General features: G+C 70.0%; 18 protein-coding genes. 12 read left to right on the top strand and 6 right to left on the bottom strand.

Translation table 11 applies throughout. The annotated features are described in order from the left end of the window. Positions 1-57 precede the first annotated feature (57 nt). On the bottom strand, positions 58-1329 hold the full coding sequence (gene tyrS, locus G6N37_RS05795; protein WP_163677154.1) for a tyrosine--tRNA ligase: 1272 nt from the start codon (positions 1327-1329) through the stop codon (positions 58-60). 129 nt (positions 1330-1458) lie between these two features. Between tyrS and G6N37_RS05790 the strand changes: the two genes are divergently transcribed. Then, positions 1459-2343, top strand: a complete 885-nt coding sequence (locus G6N37_RS05790) for a bile acid:sodium symporter family protein (RefSeq protein ID WP_163677152.1) — start codon at positions 1459-1461, stop codon at positions 2341-2343. Positions 2344-2349: 6 nt separating this feature from the next. Here the strand turns inward: G6N37_RS05790 and G6N37_RS05785 are convergent, their stop codons facing one another. Beyond that, positions 2350-2961, bottom strand: coding sequence for a DNA-3-methyladenine glycosylase (locus tag G6N37_RS05785; RefSeq protein WP_163677142.1), 612 nt, complete (start codon positions 2959-2961; stop codon positions 2350-2352). 71 nt (positions 2962-3032) lie between these two features. Here G6N37_RS05785 and G6N37_RS05780 point away from each other — a divergent pair, with 71 nt between their 5' ends. The 4 genes from G6N37_RS05780 to G6N37_RS05765 all read left to right on the top strand — a co-directional run bounded on the left by G6N37_RS05780 (position 3033) and on the right by G6N37_RS05765 (position 6602). After that, the gene (locus G6N37_RS05780; protein ID WP_163677139.1) at positions 3033-4304 is read left to right on the top strand and encodes an ammonium transporter; all 1272 of its coding nucleotides are present in this window, start codon (positions 3033-3035) and stop codon (positions 4302-4304) included. 148 nt (positions 4305-4452) lie between these two features. Then, positions 4453-5208 (top strand): ABC transporter ATP-binding protein, encoded by a 756-nt coding sequence (locus G6N37_RS05775; RefSeq protein WP_163677136.1) that lies wholly within the window; start codon positions 4453-4455, stop codon positions 5206-5208. Beyond that, complete coding sequence (locus G6N37_RS05770; RefSeq protein ID WP_167527363.1) at positions 5142-5960, top strand: ABC transporter permease; 819 nt, start codon at positions 5142-5144, stop codon at positions 5958-5960. Before G6N37_RS05775 ends, G6N37_RS05770 begins: the two co-directional genes overlap by 67 nt. Positions 5961-5978: 18 nt before the next feature. Next, positions 5979-6602, top strand: a complete 624-nt coding sequence (locus tag G6N37_RS05765; protein WP_163677133.1) for a TetR/AcrR family transcriptional regulator — start codon at positions 5979-5981, stop codon at positions 6600-6602. Here the strand turns inward: G6N37_RS05765 and G6N37_RS05760 are convergent. The 3 genes from G6N37_RS05760 to G6N37_RS05750 all read right to left on the bottom strand — a co-directional run bounded on the left by G6N37_RS05760 (position 6568) and on the right by G6N37_RS05750 (position 10166). Continuing rightward, complete coding sequence (locus G6N37_RS05760; protein ID WP_083173841.1) at positions 6568-6783, bottom strand: Trm112 family protein; 216 nt, start codon at positions 6781-6783, stop codon at positions 6568-6570. The genes G6N37_RS05765 and G6N37_RS05760 overlap by 35 nt on opposite strands. Further along, entirely contained in the window at positions 6776-9763 is a 2988-nt protein-coding gene (locus G6N37_RS05755; protein ID WP_232075299.1) for an acyl-CoA synthetase, read from the bottom strand. Before G6N37_RS05755 ends, G6N37_RS05760 begins: the two co-directional genes overlap by 8 nt. A 157-nt stretch (positions 9764-9920) precedes the next feature. After that, positions 9921-10166, bottom strand: a complete 246-nt coding sequence (locus G6N37_RS05750; protein WP_163677126.1) for a hypothetical protein — start codon at positions 10164-10166, stop codon at positions 9921-9923. Between the two features lie 283 nt (positions 10167-10449). On the opposite strand from G6N37_RS05750, the gene G6N37_RS05745 reads away from it, so the two are divergent. Next, entirely contained in the window at positions 10450-11094 is a 645-nt protein-coding gene (locus tag G6N37_RS05745; protein ID WP_163684666.1) for an MspA family porin, read from the top strand. On the opposite strand, the gene G6N37_RS05740 is transcribed toward G6N37_RS05745, so the two are convergent. Beyond that, on the bottom strand, positions 11095-12531 hold the full coding sequence (locus G6N37_RS05740) for an HNH endonuclease signature motif containing protein (protein ID WP_163677123.1): 1437 nt from the start codon (positions 12529-12531) through the stop codon (positions 11095-11097). A 397-nt stretch (positions 12532-12928) separates the two neighbouring features. Between G6N37_RS05740 and G6N37_RS05735 the strand changes: the two genes are divergently transcribed. Genes G6N37_RS05735 through G6N37_RS05710 form a run of 6 tightly spaced genes read left to right on the top strand, consistent with a single transcriptional unit; the run spans position 12929 to position 19783 of the window. After that, entirely contained in the window at positions 12929-13408 is a 480-nt protein-coding gene (locus G6N37_RS05735) for a hypothetical protein (protein WP_163677121.1), read from the top strand. A gap of 5 nt (positions 13409-13413) precedes the next feature. Next, positions 13414-14160: a gluconate 2-dehydrogenase subunit 3 family protein gene (locus G6N37_RS05730; protein ID WP_163677117.1), complete on the top strand. Its 747-nt coding sequence runs from the start codon at positions 13414-13416 to the stop codon at positions 14158-14160. Then, positions 14160-15863, top strand: a complete 1704-nt coding sequence (locus G6N37_RS05725; RefSeq protein ID WP_163677113.1) for a GMC family oxidoreductase — start codon at positions 14160-14162, stop codon at positions 15861-15863. The genes G6N37_RS05730 and G6N37_RS05725 overlap by 1 nt, the downstream gene beginning before the upstream one ends. After that, positions 15856-17676: a glycoside hydrolase family 15 protein gene (locus G6N37_RS05720; protein WP_163677110.1), complete on the top strand. Its 1821-nt coding sequence runs from the start codon at positions 15856-15858 to the stop codon at positions 17674-17676. The genes G6N37_RS05725 and G6N37_RS05720 overlap by 8 nt, the downstream gene beginning before the upstream one ends. Beyond that, a complete protein-coding gene (locus G6N37_RS05715) occupies positions 17673-18680 on the top strand; it encodes an SDR family oxidoreductase (protein ID WP_163677107.1) in 1008 nt (335 codons plus the stop codon). The genes G6N37_RS05720 and G6N37_RS05715 overlap by 4 nt, the downstream gene beginning before the upstream one ends. Continuing rightward, positions 18677-19783 carry an enolase C-terminal domain-like protein gene (locus G6N37_RS05710; RefSeq protein WP_163677104.1) on the top strand — a complete coding sequence of 369 codons (1107 nt, stop codon included), beginning with the start codon at positions 18677-18679 and terminating at the stop codon, positions 19781-19783. Before G6N37_RS05715 ends, G6N37_RS05710 begins: the two co-directional genes overlap by 4 nt. The last annotated feature ends 23 nt before the right edge of the window (positions 19784-19806 follow it).

The following is a 19806-nucleotide window of genomic DNA, read 5'->3' as shown; positions in this document are numbered from 1 at the left end:
CAACCGCAACACCGTACGGTAAAGATTTGCGCACCAACGCGTTTTGCGGATGCGGTCCTAGACCTTTTCGATCCCCGCGATCGTCCGCTTGCCGCGGCGCAGCACCAGCCACCGGCCGTGCAGGAAGTCCGTGGGTTGCGGCGCCCACTCCTCGCTGTCGATCCGGACGTTGTTGACCGACACCCCGCCCTCGCCGATGGTGCGGCGCGCGGCCTTCCTGCTCTCGGACAGGCCGCTGGCCACCAGCAGGTCGACGATCCCGTCCGGGCCGCCGGGTTTGAGCTCGGCGACCGAGGCCTCGCGCAGCGCCGCCGCCAGCGTCGCCTCGTCGAGGCGGTCCAGTTCGCCCTGGCCGAACAGCGCCCGGCTGGCATGCTCGACCGCCTCGGTGGCCGCCTCCCCGTGCACCAGCACGGTCAGCTCACGGGCCAGTCGTCGCTGGGCGGCGCGCTGCTGCGGGCGCTCGGCCGTCGCCTGTTCCAGCTCGCTCAGCTCGTCGGCCGACAGGAAGGTGAACCACCGCAGGTAGCGGATCACGTCGGCGTCGGCGGTGTTGACGAAGTACTGGTACCACGCGTAGGGGGTGGTCATCGCCGGGTCGAGCCACAGGCTGCCGCCGCCGGTGGACTTGCCGAACTTGGTGCCGTCGGCCGCGGTCACCAGTGGCACCGTGAGCGCGTGCACCGCCGCCCCGAGCTTCTGGCGAACCAGGCGGACCCCCGCGATGATGTTGCCCCACTGGTCGGAGCCGCCGATCTGCAGCGCGCAGCCGTAACGGCGGTGCAGTTCGACGTAGTCGTTGGCCTGCAGCAGCAGGTAACTGAACTCCGTGTAGGAGATGCCCTCGCCCTCGAGCCGCCGCCGGATGGTGTCGCGATCCAGCATGACGTTGACCGAGAAGTGCTTGCCGAGGTCGCGCAGGAACTCGATGGCCGACAACGGGGCCGTCCAGTCCAGGTTGTTGACGACGACGGCCCCGGTCGGCGACGTGTCGAAGTCGACGAAGCGCTCCAGCTGCCCGCGAATGCGCTCGGTCCATTCGGCGACGGTGTCCGCCTCGTTCAGGGTGCGCTCCCCCACGTCGCGCGGGTCCCCGATCATGCCGGTGGCCCCGCCGGCGAGCACGATCGGGCGGTGGCCGGCGCGCTGGAACCGGCGCAGCGCCAGCAGTGGCACCAGGTGCCCCGCGTGCAGGCTGGCCGCGGTGGGGTCGAAACCGGCGTACACGGTCATCGGCCCGCGCTGTGCCTCGGCGGCCAGCGCGTCGAGGTCGGTGGACTGCGCGATCAGCCCGCGCCAGCCCAGCTCGTCAAGGATCCCGGAAGACATCGCCGCCGACTTTAGTCGCTCGCGCGGCCGCGATTCGCCCACGCGCTGCGGGATAAGGCAAGCTGACTGCGCGGCGCATCGTCGCGCCAACGCCTTCCCCCACTGAGCGCACCGACGACGTGGAGCGTTATGGACAACCGATACTGGCCGCTGGTCGTCGTGGTGGTGATGCTCGCCCTCGGGCTGACGCTCACGGTCGCCGACTTCAAGCGGGCCGCGACCATGCGGAAACCCCTGGCGGTGGCACTGGCCTGCCAGTCGCTGCTGTTGCCCACCCTGTGCCTGGCGATCGCCGAGGCCTTCCACCTCGAGCCCCATCTGGCGGTCGGGCTCATGCTGATGGCCGCCACCCCCGGCGGGACGATGTCCAGCATCCTCAGCCACCTCTTCAACGGCGACCTCGCCCTCAACCTCACGCTGACCGCGATCAACGCCGTGCTGTCGATCGTCGCGCTGCCCGCGATCCTGGCCGTGTCGATGACCTGGTTCCTCGGCGGGGGCCGGTTCCTCCCGCTTCAGGTGGACAAGTTCTTCACGGTGTTCGGCCTGGTGCTCATCCCGATCGCGATCGGGGTGGCCTTCCGCCACCGCTTCCCGGAGCTGGCCGGGCGGCTGCAGAAGCCGGTCCGCATCATCGCGTTGGTGCTGCTGGTCGTCGCCGTGCTCGGCGCCGTCGCCGGAGGACGAACGACGTTGTGGCATCACTTCGGCGCGCTCAGCGGAGCCGTCGTGACGTTCTGCGCCGTGAGCTTGACGGTCGGCTATCTCGCGCCGCGCTTGATGCGTCTGGCGCCCCGGCAGGCCGTGGCGGTCAGCCTGGAGGTCGGAATGCACAATGCCGTGGTGGCGATGGGCGTCGCGTTGAGCCCGCAGCTGCTGAACAGCGCCGAAATGGCCATGCCGGCCGCGTTATACAGCGCCGTCGCGCCCCTGCTGGCCGTCAGCTTCGTTTTCCTCGCCCGCCGGGTCGACCCCGCCTTTCGCGCCGTCGCCCCCGCGGAAGCCACCGCCTAGTCGCACCTAGTCGCTGGTGCCGGGCGCCGGCGCGCGCGGGCTGCGCCGGTAGGCCGACACCTCCGGGCGGCCAGCAAGCCAGAATCGCCACGGCCGGTCGGCGGCCTGGCTGACCCCGACGCGCGGACCGGACACGGCGGCCATCGGCGCGTTGAGGTCCAGGGTCACCGCGCTGGCGGGGTCGAAGAGGTCGATGCCGTTGTCGTCCATGGTGATTCCCAGGGCCGAACACAGGTTGCCCGGGCCGCGCGCCAGCGCGGCGCCGCGGACCAGCTCCCCGCGCCGGGCGCGCGCGGTATCGGTGCCCTCCTCGAGGGCGGCGGCCCGCAGCAACACGGCCGCCGCGGTCCCGTCCGGGCCGCAGGACACGTTGGCGCACACATGGATTCCGTGGCTGCGATAGGTGTAGAGCCGGCCGGGAGGCCCGAACATCACCGCGTTGCGCCCGTTGAGGCCGCGATAGGAATGCGCCGCGGCGTCCGGCCAGGGGCCGTCGGGTACGCCGCCGTACGCCTCGACTTCGACGACGAGGGCGCTGACGCCCCGCCCGGTGAGCGTGGCGCCGAGGAGCCGTTGCGCGGCCGCGACGGGGTCGACGAGCAGCTGGCGTGCGGCCACCCACCGAACGTACCGGCAGCGCCGTCATGGCAGTATCCCGGTGTCTTGGGACCTGTGAAGGAGCGCGCGTCATGCATCCGATCGACCCCGCCGCCACCGCGTGGCTACTGGCCAGCACCGCGCTGGTGCTGCTGATGACTCCCGGTCTGGCCATCTTCTACGGCGGCATGGTCCGCACCACCGGGGTGCTCAACATGATCATGATGAGCTTCATCTCCATACCGCTGGTCACGGTGGCGTGGCTGCTGCTCGGCTACACCATCGCGTTCTCCGAGGACGGGGTGAGCGGGTTCCTCGGCAACCTCAGGCATGTCGGGATGCTGGGCATCACCCCCGACACCGCGCACGGCGCGGTCCCGGAGCTGCTGTACGCCACGTTCCAGGTCACGTTCGCGATCATCACGGCCGCCCTGGTCAGTGGCGCGATCGCCGACCGCGCGAAGTTCGCCGCGTGGATGGTGTTCGTCCCGGTGTGGACGGTCGTGGTGTATTCGGTTGTGGCGCACTGGGTGTGGGGACCCGGCGGCTGGTTGGCCAAGCTCGGGGTGCTCGACTACGCGGGGGGCCTCGTCGTCGAGATCGTGTCCGGTTCCTCGGCCCTGGCCCTGGCGCTGGTGCTCGGCCCCCGCATCGGCTTCAAGAAGGACGCCATGCGGCCGCACAATCTGCCGCTGGTGTTGCTCGGCGTCGGGCTGCTGTGGTTCGGCTGGTTCGGGTTCAACGCCGGTTCCGCCCTGGCCGCCAACGGCACCGCCGCGGCGATCTTCCTCAACACGCTCGTCGCCGGGTGCCTGGGCATGCTGGGCTGGCTGTCGGTCGAACAGGTCCGCGACGGCCGCCCCACGACCTTCGGCGCGGCGTCCGGCGTGGTGGCCGGGCTGGTCGCCATCACGCCGTCGTGCGGAACCGTCAACACGCTGGGCGCGGCGGTCGTCGGGCTCGCGGCGGGCGTCGTGTGCTCGTTCGCGGTGAGCGCGAAATTCCGCTTCAACTATGACGATTCGCTCGATGTGGTCGGTGTGCACTTCGTCGGCGGCGTCGTCGGAGTGTCCTTGATCGGGCTGCTCGCGACGGCGGTCATGACGTCGGGCCCGCGCGGCCTGTTCTACGGGGGCGGCTTCACCCAACTGGGCAAGCAGGCGCTCGCCATCGTCGTCGTCGCGCTCTACGCGTTCGCGGTGTCGTTCGTGCTCGCGAAGGTGATCGACCGGGTGATGGGCTTCCGGGTCAGCGCCGAAGACGAGACCACCGGCGTCGACCTCACGCAGCACGCCGAGACGGCCTACGCCGAGGGTGTGCACGGGCACCTGCCCCAGAGCCGCCCTGGCTCGCCCAACCGTTGAAACGCCGCCACGGCGCCGTCGCATCGAACAAGGGGCGAATCCCCTTAAGCCAGTGCCCCTCGCCGTGATGACCCGGGTCCCTGCGCAACCGAAAACCTTTACGTCTGCGCTCTTGACAGTCCCCCCTCCGAGGACGATTATTCATCACATGATGACTTCATCGTGTGATGAATTAATCACCGAACCCGTCGTCCGCATCGATCACCTGCGGGTGATCCGCGGCAAGCGGCCCGCCCTGCACGACTTCTCGGTGCAGATCGCACGCGGGAGCATCACCGGCCTGCTCGGCCCGTCCGGCTGCGGCAAGACCACCCTGATGCGGTGCATCGTCGGCACTCAGATCGTGAACTCGGGATCCGTCACCGTGCTCGGCCACCCCGCCGGGTCGGCGCCGCTGCACCGCCGGGTCGGATACCTGCCGCAGGACCCGACCATCTACAACGACCTGCGCGTCGTCGACAACGTCCGGTACTTCGCCTCGCTGTACGGTTTCGACCACCAGGCCGCCGACGCCGCGATCGAGCGGGTCGGGTTGGTTGATCACCGAACCGCCTTCTGCGGCAACCTTTCCGGCGGTCAGCGCACCCGGGTGTCGCTGGCGTGTGCGCTGGTCTGCCGGCCGTCGCTGCTGGTGCTCGACGAGCCGACCGTGGGCCTGGACCCCGTCCTGCGCGCGGACCTGTGGGAGCAGTTCGCCGATCTCGCCCGCGGCGGAACCACCCTGCTGGTGTCCAGCCACGTCATGGACGAGGCCGACCACTGCGGTGACCTGCTGCTGATGCGCGACGGTCACCTGCTCGCGCACACCACCCCGGCCCGACTACGAGAGGACACCGGATGCACGTCACTGGAGGACGCGTTTCTGTCCATCATCAAGCGCAACATCATGCGCCAGGCCGGTTAGGCCTCAAGGGGTATACCGCCACCACGACGCGCATCCTGCGCCAACTGGCGGCCGACCACCGCAGCGTCGCGATGATCCTGTTCGTGCCGGTCTTGGTGATCACGTTGATGTACTACATGCTCCCCAACGAGCCGCACCGGCCGGGCATGCCCTCGCCGTTCAACAACGCCTGCCTGATCCTGCTCGGCCTTTTCCCGCTGTTCGTGATGTTCATCATCACGGCGATCACCATGCAGCGGGAACGGGCCTCCGGCACGCTGGAGCGCATTCTGACCACTCCCCTGCGGCGGTTCGACCTGCTGATGGCCTACGGCACGGCCTTCTCGACGGCCGCCGCGGCACAGGCCACCCTGGCGTGCATCGTGTCGTTCTGGCTGCTCGGCTTCGACACCGCAGGCAGCCCCGCGTGGGTGTTCGTGATCGCGATCGTCAACGCCGTCCTCGGTGTGGGCCTGGGCCTGCTGTGTAGTGCCTTCGCCCGCACCGAGTTTCAGGCCGTGCAGTTCATCCCGCTGGTGATGGTGCCGCAGCTCTTGCTGGCCGGCATCATCGTGCCCCGGGCCTTGATGGCGCACTGGCTGCAGTGGGTCAGCGACGCGATGCCGGCCAGCTACGCGCTGGAGGCGCTGCAGCAGGTGGGCGCGCACTCGCAGCTGACCTACACCGCGGTGCGCGACATCGTCGTCGTGCTGGGTTTCGCGCTCGCGTCGCTGTGCCTGGCCGCCGCGACGTTGCGGCGACGGACGCCTTAACGTGGCGGATAGCTTAACGTGACGGATACCAACACCGGGCGCAGGCGGCCCGGGCGCCCCGCCGGGAGCTCCGACACCCGCAACCGCATTCTTGCCAGCGCCCGGGAACTGTTCGCCACCAATGGAATTGGCAATACGTCCATCCGCGCGGTGGCGGCGGCCGCGGGCGTCGATTCGGCGCTGGTGCATCACTACTTCGGCACCAAGGAGAAACTGTTCGCCGCGGCCGTCCACATCCCGATCGATCCGATGGACATCATCGGCCCGCTGCGCGACGTGCCGATCGAGGAGGTCGGCTACCGGCTGCCTTCGATGTTGTTGCCGCTGTGGGATTCCGACCTGGGCACGGGATTCATCGCCACGCTGCGGTCCATCCTGGCCGGCTCGGAGGTCAATCTGTTCCGCACGTTCATCGAGGACGTGATCGCGGTGGAAGTCGGCCCGCGAGTTGACAATCCGCCGGGAAGCGGGGTCATCCGCGTCCAGTTCGTCGCGTCGCAGTTGGTCGGCGTGGTGATGGCGCGCTACATCCTGCAGCTGGAGCCGTTCGCGTCGCTGCCGGCCCAGCAGGTCGCGCAGACCATAGCGCCGAACCTGCAGCGCTACCTCACCGGGGATCTGCCGGCCGGGCTCGTGCCATGAGCCGGGCGTGCTCGTCGTCGTCGACGTCGCGGGCCTCGTCGACGAGCAGCACCGGGATGCCGTCCTCGATGCGGTAGGCGCGCCGCAGCCGCGGGTTGTACAGCAGCTCGTCATCCACCAGCAGCAACGGGCCCCGGTCGGCCGGGCAGACCAGGATGGCGAGCAGCGCATCGTCAACCATCGGCGCGCCCGCTCAGCTCGGCCCGCACGCTCGGGGTCAGTTTCCGGAAGAAGTTGCCCTCGGCGTCGAAGTACCACACCTGGCGGCCCGGTTTGGGAATTCCCGCCGCGCGCAGGGCGCTGACCGTCGGGCGGTAGGTCGCGCTCAACGTCATCTCCGGGCATACCTGAACGATGTCGGGGCCGACGCCGATGGGGATCTTGGCCACGGCGTCGGTCAGGTCGGCCGCGGTGACGCTGGCCCCCGGTAGCAGCGTCACCGCCGAGACGGCGACCTGGCGGTCGCCGACGGGCACGTTGTAGGTCACCGCGAGGTCGACGCCGTTGACGCAGCCGAGCACGTTGTTGACCGGCTCGTCGAACACGGGACCGCGCGCGGTGTGGACCACCGAGCCGCGCCTGCCCGCCAGCCAGTAGTCGCCGTCGTCGTCGCGGTAGAACAGGTACTCGGTCGAGATCCAGGTGTCGCCGGCGGCGAAGACGCCGCGTTTGACCGACGCCGTCGGGTCGATCGGGCCGTTGGACACCGCGAGCAGCACCCCGACCTGTTTGGGCTCGGCGATCTGGACGAAGCCGCGGTCGTTCTCGAGGATCAGGTCCTGCTCGACGTCGTAGGCGGCCAGCTCGATACGCCCGGCGCCCGGCAGCGGGCGGCCCTTGCTGCCGATCTTGGCGCCGGACACGTTGGCCAGCACCGCTTGCCCGTCGGTGGTCGCGAAGAACTCGACGACATGAGCGGGCGCGAACGCGTCGACGACCCGGGCCCACAGGCCCGTCGGCATACCGGAACCGATGAACAGCCGCACCGGGTGGTTGCCGTGCAGCACGAATGCGGGATCGTCGACGATCTCGCGGAGCATGGCCCAGGTGTAGGAGACGACCGTGACGCCGTACTGCCGCACCTCTTGAACGAACCGGTCGCGGTCCAGGCCGCGCGACAGCGCGATGCGGGTGCCGCCGACCACCGCGCCGCCCAGGCTCACCAACAGCGCCGACTCGTGGTGCAGCGGCGTCAGGCAGTACACGGTGTCCCGGCGGTCCAGGGCGGCGGTCGATGCGGTCCCGAAGGCCGACACCGCCCAGCGGTAGTTGGTGATCTGCTTGGCCACCAGCTCGCCGCCGGCCGCGCTGAACGCGACGAACGCCAGGTCCCGGGCCAGCCCCGGGTTGGGCCGATACCAGCCGGGCAGCTCGACGGCGTCCGGGTCGATCTGTTCCATGTCGATGACGTCGCTGTCGTCGGGCAGGTGCAGGTCACGCGCCTCGCCGCCGCCGAGCACCAGCACCTGACACAGCCCCTGGCGGTCCGACGCCAGCACCGCCTCCAAGTTGGTGGGGTCGGTCAGCAGCTCCGTCACTCCCCCGAGCCGGACCGACGCCGCCAGGTCGGAGTCCGGTCGCATCACGACGGCGACCGCGCCCAGCCGCGACAACGCGGCGATGGCGACCAGCGCGCTGGGCCGCGTCTCCATCAGGACGCCGACCCGGTCGCCTTGCCGCACCCCGACCTCGATCAGGCCGCGGACGACGTTGTTGACGCGCCGGTTGACGGCCTCGTAGGTGTGCACGCGCCCGTCGAACAGCAGGAATTCGCCCTGCGGGGCGTCGTGGGCCTGTTCGTCGATGATGCGGCCCAGCGAGATGCGGGTGTGGTCGTTGATCTGGCCCAGCCGGACCAGGCGGGGCAGTGTGCGGGCCGTCTCGACGGCCAGGGTGCGCACCGACTTGTTGGCCGCGACCACCGTGTTGGCCGCGCCGCGCACCACGCCCAGCGCCGCCTCGGAGACCTCACCGATGCCGTGCGCGAGCCGGGAACTGAGCGCGACGCCGCTGTCGGTGTGCTTCTCGGGCTGGTCGGCCATCAGGTCGATGCCGTCCGGTTTGTCGCCGCCGGTGGAGAGCCATTTCACCCATTCGGCGACGGTCGGCCAGCTCTGCTGCGCCGCTTTGGATCCGACAACCAAACCGAAATGCCCTGTGCGGATGAGCTTTTCGTAGACCTCGGCGTCCGGGGCCGCCCGCCGGATGCCGCGCACCGACGCCGGCTGCCCGATATCGTCCACCTCGCCGACGAAGGCCAGCACCGGGCAGGTGATGTCGGTGAGCGTGACCATCTGCCCGTTGACGGCGAAGCCGCCGGTCATCATCCGGTTGTGGGCGATGAACTGCTTGAGCAGTTCGGAGATCGCCGGGCCGGACCAGGCGATCCAGCCTTCGCGTTCGAGGAATCGGCGCTGCTGTTCGCGCGGGAGCAGCGCCTCCCGGTCGTGCAGCTGGCGGACGAAGTCGACGCGCGCCTTGGCGGTCTTGAGCGGGTCGAGCATCTGAAATCCGGTGCGCGCCATCCAGCTGGGGATGGCCAGCCGGCTGAAGACATGGTCGGCCATGAAGTTGGCGGCGGGCGCGGCGAAGTTTGCCGGGATGCCCATCGGCAAGGCGGCCAGGGTGTCGACGGGCGACCCGAAGGTGACGATGCTGGCCAGGCTCTTCGAGCGCCGGTAGGCGGCGACCTGGTAGCACCACATGCCACCCTGGGAATATCCGACCAGGTGGATGTCGCTGCCCGTGACGTCCTTGACGGTGTCGATGGCCTGGCTGAGCGCGACGATGTGGTCGGCCAGGGTGCGGCGCATGCCGCCTTCGACCTTGTCGGGTTCGCCGAAGTCGATGACCCAGGGGTCGAGCCCGTTGGCGTGCAGGATGCCCACCGCGCCGTCCTCGCGGGTGACGTCCCACATGTCGGCCGACATCATCATCGGGTGCACCATCAGCACCGGCGGCCCCACCGGCGGCTTGTCCGGGCGGCTGTCGGGCGGGAAATAACGCCGGAGCTTGTACATCGTCACGCTCTCGACGATTTGCGACGGCGATGGGACGCTACCCGTCTCCAGGCCCCCCAGCCGGACGACCTCCAGCCCGTTCTGCGCCGTAGCTATCAGGCGCTCCACCGGTCGCGTGACGATCGACAAGTTGAGATCCACGGCCGCTCCCCTATGTCTTGACAGCTCCGACATCATGGCATACCGGCTGGCCCGATGGTTCTGGCCAGGCGATTTGCCCGCGGGCGATCGGATGAGGACCGGCCCGAGGCCCGAGGGCGGTGGCTTCAGCCGCTCGGCATGCGTCCCGCCGGTCTCGCTACCGGCAGCGCGCGAATCGGTTCTCGCAATACATGCCGACAGCATTCGAGCCCATGGATGGGCCGTCTTCGTCGGCCGGATCCGGAGACAGCGCCGGAGTCGACGTGATGAGTTGATTGATTATGCCCGGCCCTGGCGGCAGCGCAGGGTCGGAATCCGCGTGTGCCACGCCGGCGCCGCCCGTGAGAGCCAGGGCGGTCACGGCACCGGCCAGCAGTCCGCGGGCGCGCAGATGGGTCTTCATCGCCACCCCTTCTGTCGTCGGCCGGAACGCGGTCCACCGAAGCAACAATTCTACCGGTGTGGCAAACGAAGTGCGGACGGCTTCTTGTGGCCGACACCGACTTGCGCGACCCGTCACCTCAGAATTCCGCACCCTTATCCCATAACGGTCACGAACGCACAACGACTTCGGCTGGGCGAGCAGCAAATTTCGAGACCGGAATCGTGCCGTGCATACGGTATCGGTCGTGTGGCCGGTTGCCGTCGTCGTCCGTCGCGTCGCGATTCTCGCGTTGTGCGTCGTCATGTCGGTGATCTCGGCGCCTCCGGCGCCCGCCGATCCCGACGCGGAAAACGTCGCGGCCACTGCGGAGCCACCGGACGACGCGCTGGTGCCGTCGTCCGACCCGGTGACCTTCACGACGCCCGAAGGCTGGACATTGACCCTCGCGGCCAAGGACGAGTCGCAAGTCCCCATAGCGCCGTTGACCACCGCCGTCTCGTCCCGCGAATACCTCGCCCGCGGAACGTTCTTCGGTTCGCTGGGCGGGCTCGAGCAGCCTCGCGGCGTCCTCGAGGTGGGTTACGAGATCGGCTGCGGAATCGACATGAGCACGTCCAACGGCGTCACCATCGCCGGCAGCGCCGGCGTCAGCCCGGGCCTTGGCTTCACGGGCCTGGTGACCGGTGCGCCGACAGTCGTGCCTTTGATTACTACACCGCTGAACGGCGTGGTCACCGTCGGCCTCAAGCCCGGTGTCGTACTCGTCGTACCCGTGGCACGGAAAGACTTCAAGGGCCCGAATCCCCGGGTCATCGTCACCGGCTTCCACGTCAAAATCGACGGGTGCGTGGGGCAGTCGTTCATCCGGTCCTACGCGACGCTGACCCAAATGACCGACGAATCCGACGTGGTGCTGTCCTACGTCGGCGTCACCAAGTCCGTCTGATCAGAACGGCGGGGGTTCGTCGTCCGGTGGCGCGGGGCCGGTTTGGGCGGTTTGGGTCGCCGAGCGGGCCCGGCTGTTGTGATGGCGTTCGGCGGCGATACGGGTGGAGCGGTTCTGGGCGCGGGTGCGGGTGCGCAGGGGCATCACCGCGGTGCGCTCGGTGCAGCGCTCGGGTGTGGTGCGGGGCGCGGGCAGGTCGCCGGTGGGCGCGCACAGCGTGGGGAACAGCAGCGCGCTGCCGGCAGTGGTGACGTAGGTGTGCCCGTCGGGTAGCCGCCAGATGACGGTGCCGTCGGGCAGTTGCTGATCGTGCCAACCCCAGAAGGTCTTCAGCAAATGATGTTGGCGGCACAGGCATTTCAGGTTCGACGGATGCGTAAGTCCGCCCCCGGCGTAGGGGATCGTATGGTCGATGTCGCAGTCGAGGGCCGGCCGGTCACATCCGGGCGCCCGACAGGTCAGATCCCGGCAGCGCACGAAGTCGGCCAGCTTGGCCGACGGCGTGTACCGGGGTTCAGCCTGGGCGGGGACGCTGAGTGGGACCAGCCTGGCCGAGCGCGCCAACTCGGCGATCACCTCGGCGGGCAGGAGTCCTTCGAAACCGGGCAGCACACCCGGGGCCGCGCCGCGCCCAGCGACCGTGGCCTGCTCGGCCACGACATGGATCACCACACTGCTCGGCGCGCGCCCAGCGCCGGCGCACGCCGGGGTGCCGCACTGACAGCTCAACCGATCCGCACCGGCGGCCAGCGCGCCCAGCGCATCCGCGCGGCGCTGCCGCTGGGTGCGCGGATCGGCGCCACACACGCTGCGCGCCAACTCATCCAGGCGCCGATCCAGCGCATGCCCGTCAGCGCCGAACAGGCTGCCGGTCAGCCACGCCATCCCCGACTCGTTGGCCTGCACATCCACAAACCGATCCGCGATCGCCTCCCTGGCCCGGCGCACCGCGTCGGCATCCACCAGCGCCACCACGCGATCCACCGCCGCGCTCAGGCCCGCCCGGGTCAGCGACGGGCGCCGCGACAGCAGCGCCGCCAGCCGGGCATCCACCCGCGCCATGACGTCGGGGTCGGTGATCAAGTCGGTGCGGAACACGATCGTCTGAAAAGCCCGATAGTCCAGGTCGCCCGCCTGAAACGCCGCGCCGACCTGCGGCAGCCGCTCGCGCATCGCCATCGCATGGCGCAAGTGGGTATGCGCGACCGCCAGACTGCAGCCCAACGCCGCGCCGACTTGCCCGGCGACCGCGGCCCACGCGTCGGCCGCCCAGTCCGCCCGCTCGCCGGTATCGCGGCAGCGCAACACCAGCAAGTCCCCGACTGCCACAAGACGTTCCGCGGCCGCCCGCGCCTCCGCGCGACCCGCTTCCCGCACCCGAGCCAGCACCGCCGCCGACTCCGGCGTCGACCGCGAAGCGTAGGCATACTCGAACATAGGTTCGATAGTAGGACGCCCCACCGACAACATCACTGAGAGGCGCGAGGATCGCCAACCCGACACCGATCGAACTGTTTACGCCGGCAGGAATCGGGTACGCACCGGATGCGCTTCGGTCACGACGGGCCGTCGGGGCCACCTCGGTTGAAACACGCAGCTGGGCGCATGCCAGTTCTCTGGGCGGTCCTCGCGCTGGCTGCCTGAGCGTGTTTCGTGTCGGGAGTGAGGTGACGCATGGGTAAGACGGCGGCCGACATTCTCGGTGCGCGGCCACCGGAGCGGCAGGCTATCCCGACAGTTCGTGCCTCGCAATACATCCCGTATCTCCGCGTAGATCAGTGCGCGTAATCGATCGGCTGACGCACATGGACCAACGAGCCAGGAAGGGAAACCAATGTTGTTGTTAGGCAACGGTGGAAGGCGCAAGCACGAGGCCATGCTGTTGGGCGAGCGGGCGTTGTATGACGTCGCGCACGGGCGCTTCGAACGCTCGCTGTCCGGGCTGACGGCCATGGCGGCCCTGGTCACCACGGCCGAAATCTATTTCGAGCACTACAAAGCCAGTTTCGGCAACAAATGGATGTGGAGCCCGATCGTGGTCACCCCGCCCGTGGTCGTCGCGGGAATCGGCGGGGTGTTCTCGCGACGCTGGGCCAAGCTGTGGCTGCCGATCACGGCGGGCGTCTACACGGCCAACGGCCTCATGGGCGAGTACCTGCACGCGCGCGGGGTGGCACGCAAGCCGGGCGGATGGAAGAACGCGTCCTACAACGTGCCCATGGGCCCACCGATCGCGGCGCCCGGGCTGATGTGCATGGTCGGCGGGATGGGGCTGCTGGCCTCCATCCTGCGGCGCGAGCGGTTCCGGGGCTGAGCGCGATGGCCGACACCACACGCCCCGACCACCTGCCGAACCTGCGACCCGATCGCAAGCCGCCGCACCCGTCCTGGCTCCCCCGACAACGCCGGGGAGTCACCCCCCAAATGATCGGCCGGTACCCGGATTTCGACGTGCTCGAGACGACCGACACCTGGGACCGGGCCACCAAGAAAGTGGTGTTGGCGCGGCTGGAGCCGCCCGGCCCGCTGCGGTTCTTCACAGCGGAAGAGGAGCCGTGTCTGCGCGCGTTCTGCGACACGGTGCTGGCCCAGGACACCGAGCCGCGCGTGCCGGTGGCCGAGTCCGTCGACTCCAAGCTCGCCGACGGCCGGCTCGACGGCTACCAGTACGCCGACATGCCCGACGACCGCGACACCTGGCGGCTGGTGCTGCGCGCGCTCGACGAGACCGCGTCGAGCCGCTACGGCAAGGACTCGTTCGCCGCCGCCGAGCCCGACACGCGCGAGGCGATCATCGACCGGTTCTCCGACGGCCGCTTGGAGGGCGGAACCTGGGAGCGCCTGAACGTCAAACGCGCGTGGTCGGTGTGCATGCGAATGGTGTTGTCCGGGTTCTACTCCCATCCGTGGGCGTGGAACGAGATCGGTTTCGGCGGCCCGGCCTACCCGCGCGGGTTCATGCGCCTGGGCGGTGCGACCGGGGACGCCGCGGCGCGCGAACCGTTCGAGACGAGGGGCGCGACGGACGAGGACCCGGTCCGCGTGGTGCAGCGCGGTGAGCTGTGATGGGCGACCGACCCCGCGGACTGCTCAAGGGAGCGGTCGGGCCCAGGGACAACGAATCGCGGTTCCTGCTCGACGTGCACTCGCGCGACCTGCCCGGCGAAAAAACGATGCAACGCTACCGCGACGACGACGAGGTCGACCTGGTGGTCGTCGGCGCGGGTGCCGGCGGATCGGTGCTCGCCCAGCGCCTCGCGCGGGCCGGCTGGCGGGTGGTAATCCTCGAGGCGGGCCCGTTCTGGCACCCGGACGAGGACTGGGTGTCCGACGAGGCGGGTTCGCACGCCCTGTACTGGACGCAAAAGCGCATCATCGGCGGCGAGGATCCAATTGAGTTGGGCAAGAACAACTCCGGGCGCGGGGTGGGCGGCTCGATGGTCCACTACGCCGGCTACACCCCGCGGTTCCATCCCAGCGATTTTCACACCCACACCCTCGACGGGGTCGGCGCGGACTGGCCGATCCGCTACGAGGACATCCGCCCCCACTACGAGCGGATCGAGCTCGAGCTGCCGGTGGCCGGGCAGAACTGGCCCTGGGGCTACCCGCATCGGTATTCCTTTTCACCGCACCCGATTTCGGGTGCGGCCGCCAAGCTGTGGCGGGGCGCGATGCGGCTCGGCATCGAGATGCGGGTCGGGCCCGTCGGCATCGTCAACGGCACCTTCGGCAACCGCCCGCACTGCATCTACCGCGGTTACTGCCTGCAGGGCTGCAAGGTCAACGCCAAGGCCAGCCCCTACGTCACGCACCTGCCCGACGCGCTGGCGCACGCCGTGGAGATCCGGGCCAACTGCATGGCGGCCCGCGTCGAGCTCGACGAGAACGGGGCCGCACGCGGCGTGGTCTACTACGACGAGGCCGGCGGCACCGAACGGCTGCAGCGGGCCAAGGTCGTCGCCATCGCCGGGTATTCCATCGAAACGCCGCGCCTGCTGCTGAACTCGGCGAGCGAACGCTTCCCGAACGGCTTGGGCAACAACGAAGACCAGGTCGGCCGCTACGTGATGGTGCAGGGCGCCACGCAGTCCGCGGGCCGGTGGGCCGACGAGGTCCGGATGTACAAGGCCCCTCCCCCGGAGGTGTCCTCGGAGCAGTTCTACGAGACCGACCCGTCGCGCGGGTTCGCCCGCGGCTTCTCCATCCAGACCGTGTCGCCGCTGCCCATCGGGTGGGCCGAACACGTGCTGGCCGACGGGCATTGGGGCCGCGCGTTACGCGAGTACATGCGCGACTACAACCACTGGGCGACCATCGGCGTGCTCAACGAGCTGTTGCCGCTGCCGGACAACCGGGTCACCCTGGCCCGGGAAACCGACCCGTACGGCATCCCCGTCGCCCGGTTCGACTACACGCTGTGCGACAACGACAAGGCCAACATGGCCTACTCCACCAAGGTGATCGGCGACATCCTGCACGCCTCCGGCGCCCAGGACGTGCTGACCATCGAGCGTTTCGCCCACCTCATCGGGGGCGCCCGGATGGGCACCCGGCCGGACAACTCCGTCGTCGACTCAGACCACCGGGTGTGGGGCGTGCCGAACCTGTTCCTCGCCGACGGCTCGGTGTGCCCGACGCAGGGCTCGGCGAACCCGGCACTGACGATCATGGCGCTGGCCTCGCGGCTGGCCGAGCGGATGGCGACCGGGAAGATCCGCCGCGACGCCCCGGCCGGCCGGCGGGTAAAGGCGGGGGCCCGTGGCTGACCGCACGATCGACATCGAGGCGACGTTCTCGCCGCGGGTGCTGCGCGAGTACGCGCTGCTCGCCGACGGCGAGCGGGGCGCCCTGATCGGCCCGCAGGGCGACGTCGCCTGGATGTGCGCGCCGCGGTGGGATTCCGACGGGGTCTTCTCCAATCTCATTGGGGGCGGCGGGATATACGCGATCACGCCGACCGACGTGCGACACGTGTGGGGCGGCTACTACGAGCCGGGCACCCTGATCTGGCGCAATCGCTGGATCACCCGCGACGGCATCGTGGAATGCCGTGAGGCGCTCGCCTTCCCCGGCGATCCCGACCGCGCGGTGCTGCTGCGCCGTCTCATGGGTCGCCGCGGGAGCGCTCGGGTGCGGGTGCTGCTGCAGCCGGGCGCGGCGTTCGGTCGGCACGGCCCCGGCGACCTGAGCGCCGACGACGGGGTGTGGCGCGGCACGTCGGGGCGGCTGCACTGGCGCTGGCTGGGTGCCTGCGACGCGCGCGCCGTCAAAGCGGCCGACGGGCGCGGTGAACTGCTCATGTGTGAGATCACCGTCGACGAGGGCGGTCAGCACGACTTCGTGCTGGAGCTCTCCGAGCGCGCGCTTCCCGACCAGCCGCCCGATCCCGACATCGCCTGGGACGCAACGGAGGCCGCCTGGCATCGCAGCGTGCCCGAGCTGAACTGCACCATCGCGCCCCGCGACGGTCGCCACTCCTACGCGGTGCTGCGCGGGCTGACCAGCAGCGGCGGCGGCATGGTGGCCGCCGCCACGATGAGCCTGCCCGAGCGCGCGCACGCCAACCAGAACTACGACTACCGCTACGCATGGATCCGGGATCAGGTCTATGCCGGCATCGCCGCCGCGACCGTCGGGGCGACGGAACTGCTCGACCGCGCGGTCGAATTCGTCGGCGCCCGGCTGCTCGAACACGGGCCCGACCTCAAGCCGGCCTACACCGTCACGGGCGACAGCGTGCCCAGCGAGGAAACCCTCGACCTGCCCGGCTATCCCGGGGGCACCGACAAGGTGGGCAACTGGGTCAACCAGCAGTTCCAGCTCGACGTGTTCGGCGAGGCGCTGCAGCTGCTGGCCTGGGCGGGCAACGCCGGCCGCCTCGACGCCGAGGGCTGGCGGGCCGCGCAGACGGCGATCGGCGCGATCGAAAAGCGCTGGCGCGACCCGGATGCCGGGATCTGGGAGATCGAGGACGAGCACTGGACGCAGTCGCGCCTGGCGTGCGTCGCCGGCCTGCGCGCGATCGCGAAAGTGGCGGGCGGCGGCGCCGAGGTGGCCGCCTGCGCGTCGCTAGCCGACCGGATCCTGGCCGACACGGCCGCCGGCAGCCTGCACCCGCAGGGCGGCTACTGGCAACGCAGCCCGCGGCTGCCCGGGGTGGACGCGTCGCTGCTGCTGCCACCCGTGCGCGGCGCGGTGCCCGCCGACGACCCGCGCACCCGGGCCACGCTGGACACCGTCCGCAGGCAGCTCAGCCACGACGGATTCGTCTACCGCTTCCGGCACGACGAGCGTGACCTCGGCGACGCCGAGGGGGCGTTTTTGCTCTGCGGGTTCATGATGGCGCTCGCCGAACATCAACTGGGACACGCGCATTGCGCGATGCGCTGGTTCGAACGCAACCGCGCCGCCTGCGGGCCACCCGGGTTGTTCTGCGAGGAATACGACGTCAGGCAGCGTCAGCTGCGCGGCAACCTCCCGCAGGCCTTCGCGCACGCGCTGATGCTGGAATGCACGGCCACGCTCGCCGACGACGCCGTCCACCATGACCTGTTGAACGGAAAGGAGATCGCGCGATGACGCAGACAGTGGTGATCACCGGAGCCAGCGCCGGCATCGGCCGGGCCACCGCCCAGCTGTTCGGCCGGCGCGGGGCGAACGTCGCCCTGCTCGCCCGCGGCGCCGCCGGGCTGGACGGCGCGGCCCGCGACGTCGAATCCGGCGGCGGCAAGGCGCTGACCATCCCCGTCGACGTGGCCGACCACGCGGCCGTCGTCGCCGCCGCCGACGAGACCGAGGCGGCGTTCGGCCCCATCGACGTCTGGGTCAACGTCGCGTTCACCTCCGTGTTCGCACCGTTCAGCGAGATCAGCGCCGAGGAGTTCAAACGCGTGACCGAGGTGTCCTACCTCGGCTACGTGCACGGCACCATGGCGGCGCTGGCCAAGATGCGGCCGCGCGACCGCGGCACCGTCGTGCAGGTCGGCTCCGCGCTCAGCCAGCGGTCCATCCCGCTGCAGTCGGCCTACTGCGGCGCCAAGCACGCCATCAACGGGTTCACCGAATCGGTGCGCTGCGAGCTGCTGCACGAGCACTCGAAGGTCCGCATCACCGTGGCCCAGATGCCCGCCGTCAACACCCCGCAGTTCTCCTGGGTGCTCTCGCGGCTGCCGCGCCATCCGCAACCGGTGCCGCCGATCTACCAGCCCGAGGTCGCCGCCCGCGGCGTCCTGTATGCCGCCGATCATCCGGAGCGCAAACAATATTGGGTCGGCGACAGCACCGCGGCGACGCTGCTGGCGCAGAAGTTCGTCGCGCCGCTGCTGGACCGCTACCTGGGCCGCACCGGATACGACTCGCAACAGACCGACGAGCACGTCAGCCCCGCGCGGCCCCACAACCTGTGGCGGCCGCTCGACCAGGAACCGGGCAGCGACCACGGCGCGCACGGCGGGTTCGACGGCAACTCCCACACGCTGAGCCCGCAACTGTGGGCGTCCCACCATCCCGTCGCCAGCGGCACGGGCGCGCTGGGCGCGGCGGGACTCGGCGCGTGGCTCGCGGCGCGCCGGTGGGCCCGATGAACGTCGACGCACCCATCGACGAGGTCACCGCGCAGGTCTTCGAAATCCCCACCGACGCACCGGAAGCCGACGGAACGTTGTCCTGGTCGTCGACCACCCTGGTGCTGGCCGAGGTGACCGCGGGCGGGCGGCGCGGGATCGGCTACACCTACGCCGGCGGCGCGTGCGGCGAGCTGATCACCGGGCCGCTCGCCGGCACGCTCACCGGGCACAGCGCCCTCGACATCACCGGGCGGTGGCAGGCGATGGTCCGGGCGATGCGTAACAACGGCCGGCCCGGATTGGTGTCGTGCGCGGTCTCGGCGGTCGACACCGCGCTGTGGGACCTCAAGGGCAAGCTGCTGGACCTGCCCGTCTGCCGGCTGCTCGGCATGGCGCACGACGCGGTACCGATCTACGGCAGCGGCGGGTTCACCACGTACGACGAGCGCACGACCCGGGCTCAACTCGAACGCTGGGTCGGCGACTGGAAGATCCCCCGGGTCAAGATCAAGATCGGCGAGTCGTGGGGCTCCGACGAGCGCCGCGACCTCGACCGAATCGCGCTGTCCCGCAGGGTGATCGGGCCGGACGTCGAACTGTATGTCGACGCCAACGGTGGCTACCGCCGCAAGCAGGCGATCCGGGTGGCCCAGGCGATGGCCGACCACGACGTCACGTGGTTCGAGGAACCCGTCCCCTCCGACGACCTGGCCGGGTTGCGGGAGGTCCGCGACCAGGTGAGCCCGGACGTCACCGCCGGCGAGTACGGCTACGACCTGGCCTACTTCCACCGGATGCTCGCCGCCGGGGCGGTCGACTGCCTGCAGATCGACGTCACCCGCTGCGGCGGCATCACGGACTGGCTGCGGGCCGCCGCCGTGGCCGCCGCCCACAACGTCGACGTGTCCGGGCACTGCGCCCCCAACCTGCACGCCCAGGTGGCGAGCGTGATCCCCAATCTGCGGCACCTGGAGTACTTCCACGATCATCACCGCATCGAACACCTGCTGTTCGACGGCGCGCTCGCGCCCGACGGCGGCGCGCTGCGGCCGGACCAGGATCGGCCCGGTCTGGGCCTGGAATTCAGACGCGCCGACGCCGAGCCCTACCGGAAGGCCTGATGCATGGACCCGCGCAAAAGTGG

This window comes from Mycobacterium seoulense (genome assembly GCF_010731595.1).
GTDB lineage: Bacteria > Actinomycetota > Actinomycetes > Mycobacteriales > Mycobacteriaceae > Mycobacterium > Mycobacterium seoulense.
Note: the sequence above shows the minus strand (reverse complement) of the source record. Positions and strands in the feature narration are given on the sequence as shown.

Bases quoted from the DNA above. Each gene is read 5' to 3' on its own strand.
- tyrS (WP_163677154.1), bottom strand. From the start codon at position 1,329: ATGTCTTCCGGGATCCTTGACGAGCTGGGCTGGCGCGGGCTGATCGCG.
- G6N37_RS05790 (WP_163677152.1), top strand. From the start codon at position 1,459: ATGGACAACCGATACTGGCCGCTGGTCGTCGTGGTGGTGATGCTCGCC.
- G6N37_RS05780 (WP_163677139.1), top strand. From the start codon at position 3,033: ATGCATCCGATCGACCCCGCCGCCACCGCGTGGCTACTGGCCAGCACC.
- G6N37_RS05775 (WP_163677136.1), top strand. From the start codon at position 4,453: ATGATGACTTCATCGTGTGATGAATTAATCACCGAACCCGTCGTCCGC.
- G6N37_RS05770 (WP_167527363.1), top strand. From the start codon at position 5,142: ATGCACGTCACTGGAGGACGCGTTTCTGTCCATCATCAAGCGCAACAT.
- G6N37_RS05760 (WP_083173841.1), bottom strand. From the start codon at position 6,783: ATGGTTGACGATGCGCTGCTCGCCATCCTGGTCTGCCCGGCCGACCGG.
- G6N37_RS05750 (WP_163677126.1), bottom strand. From the start codon at position 10,166: ATGAAGACCCATCTGCGCGCCCGCGGACTGCTGGCCGGTGCCGTGACC.
- G6N37_RS05745 (WP_163684666.1), top strand. From the start codon at position 10,450: ATGTCGGTGATCTCGGCGCCTCCGGCGCCCGCCGATCCCGACGCGGAA.
- G6N37_RS05740 (WP_163677123.1), bottom strand. From the start codon at position 12,531: ATGTTCGAGTATGCCTACGCTTCGCGGTCGACGCCGGAGTCGGCGGCG.
- G6N37_RS05735 (WP_163677121.1), top strand. From the start codon at position 12,929: ATGTTGTTGTTAGGCAACGGTGGAAGGCGCAAGCACGAGGCCATGCTG.
- G6N37_RS05730 (WP_163677117.1), top strand. From the start codon at position 13,414: ATGGCCGACACCACACGCCCCGACCACCTGCCGAACCTGCGACCCGAT.
- G6N37_RS05725 (WP_163677113.1), top strand. From the start codon at position 14,160: ATGGGCGACCGACCCCGCGGACTGCTCAAGGGAGCGGTCGGGCCCAGG.
- G6N37_RS05715 (WP_163677107.1), top strand. From the start codon at position 17,673: ATGACGCAGACAGTGGTGATCACCGGAGCCAGCGCCGGCATCGGCCGG.
- G6N37_RS05710 (WP_163677104.1), top strand. From the start codon at position 18,677: ATGAACGTCGACGCACCCATCGACGAGGTCACCGCGCAGGTCTTCGAA.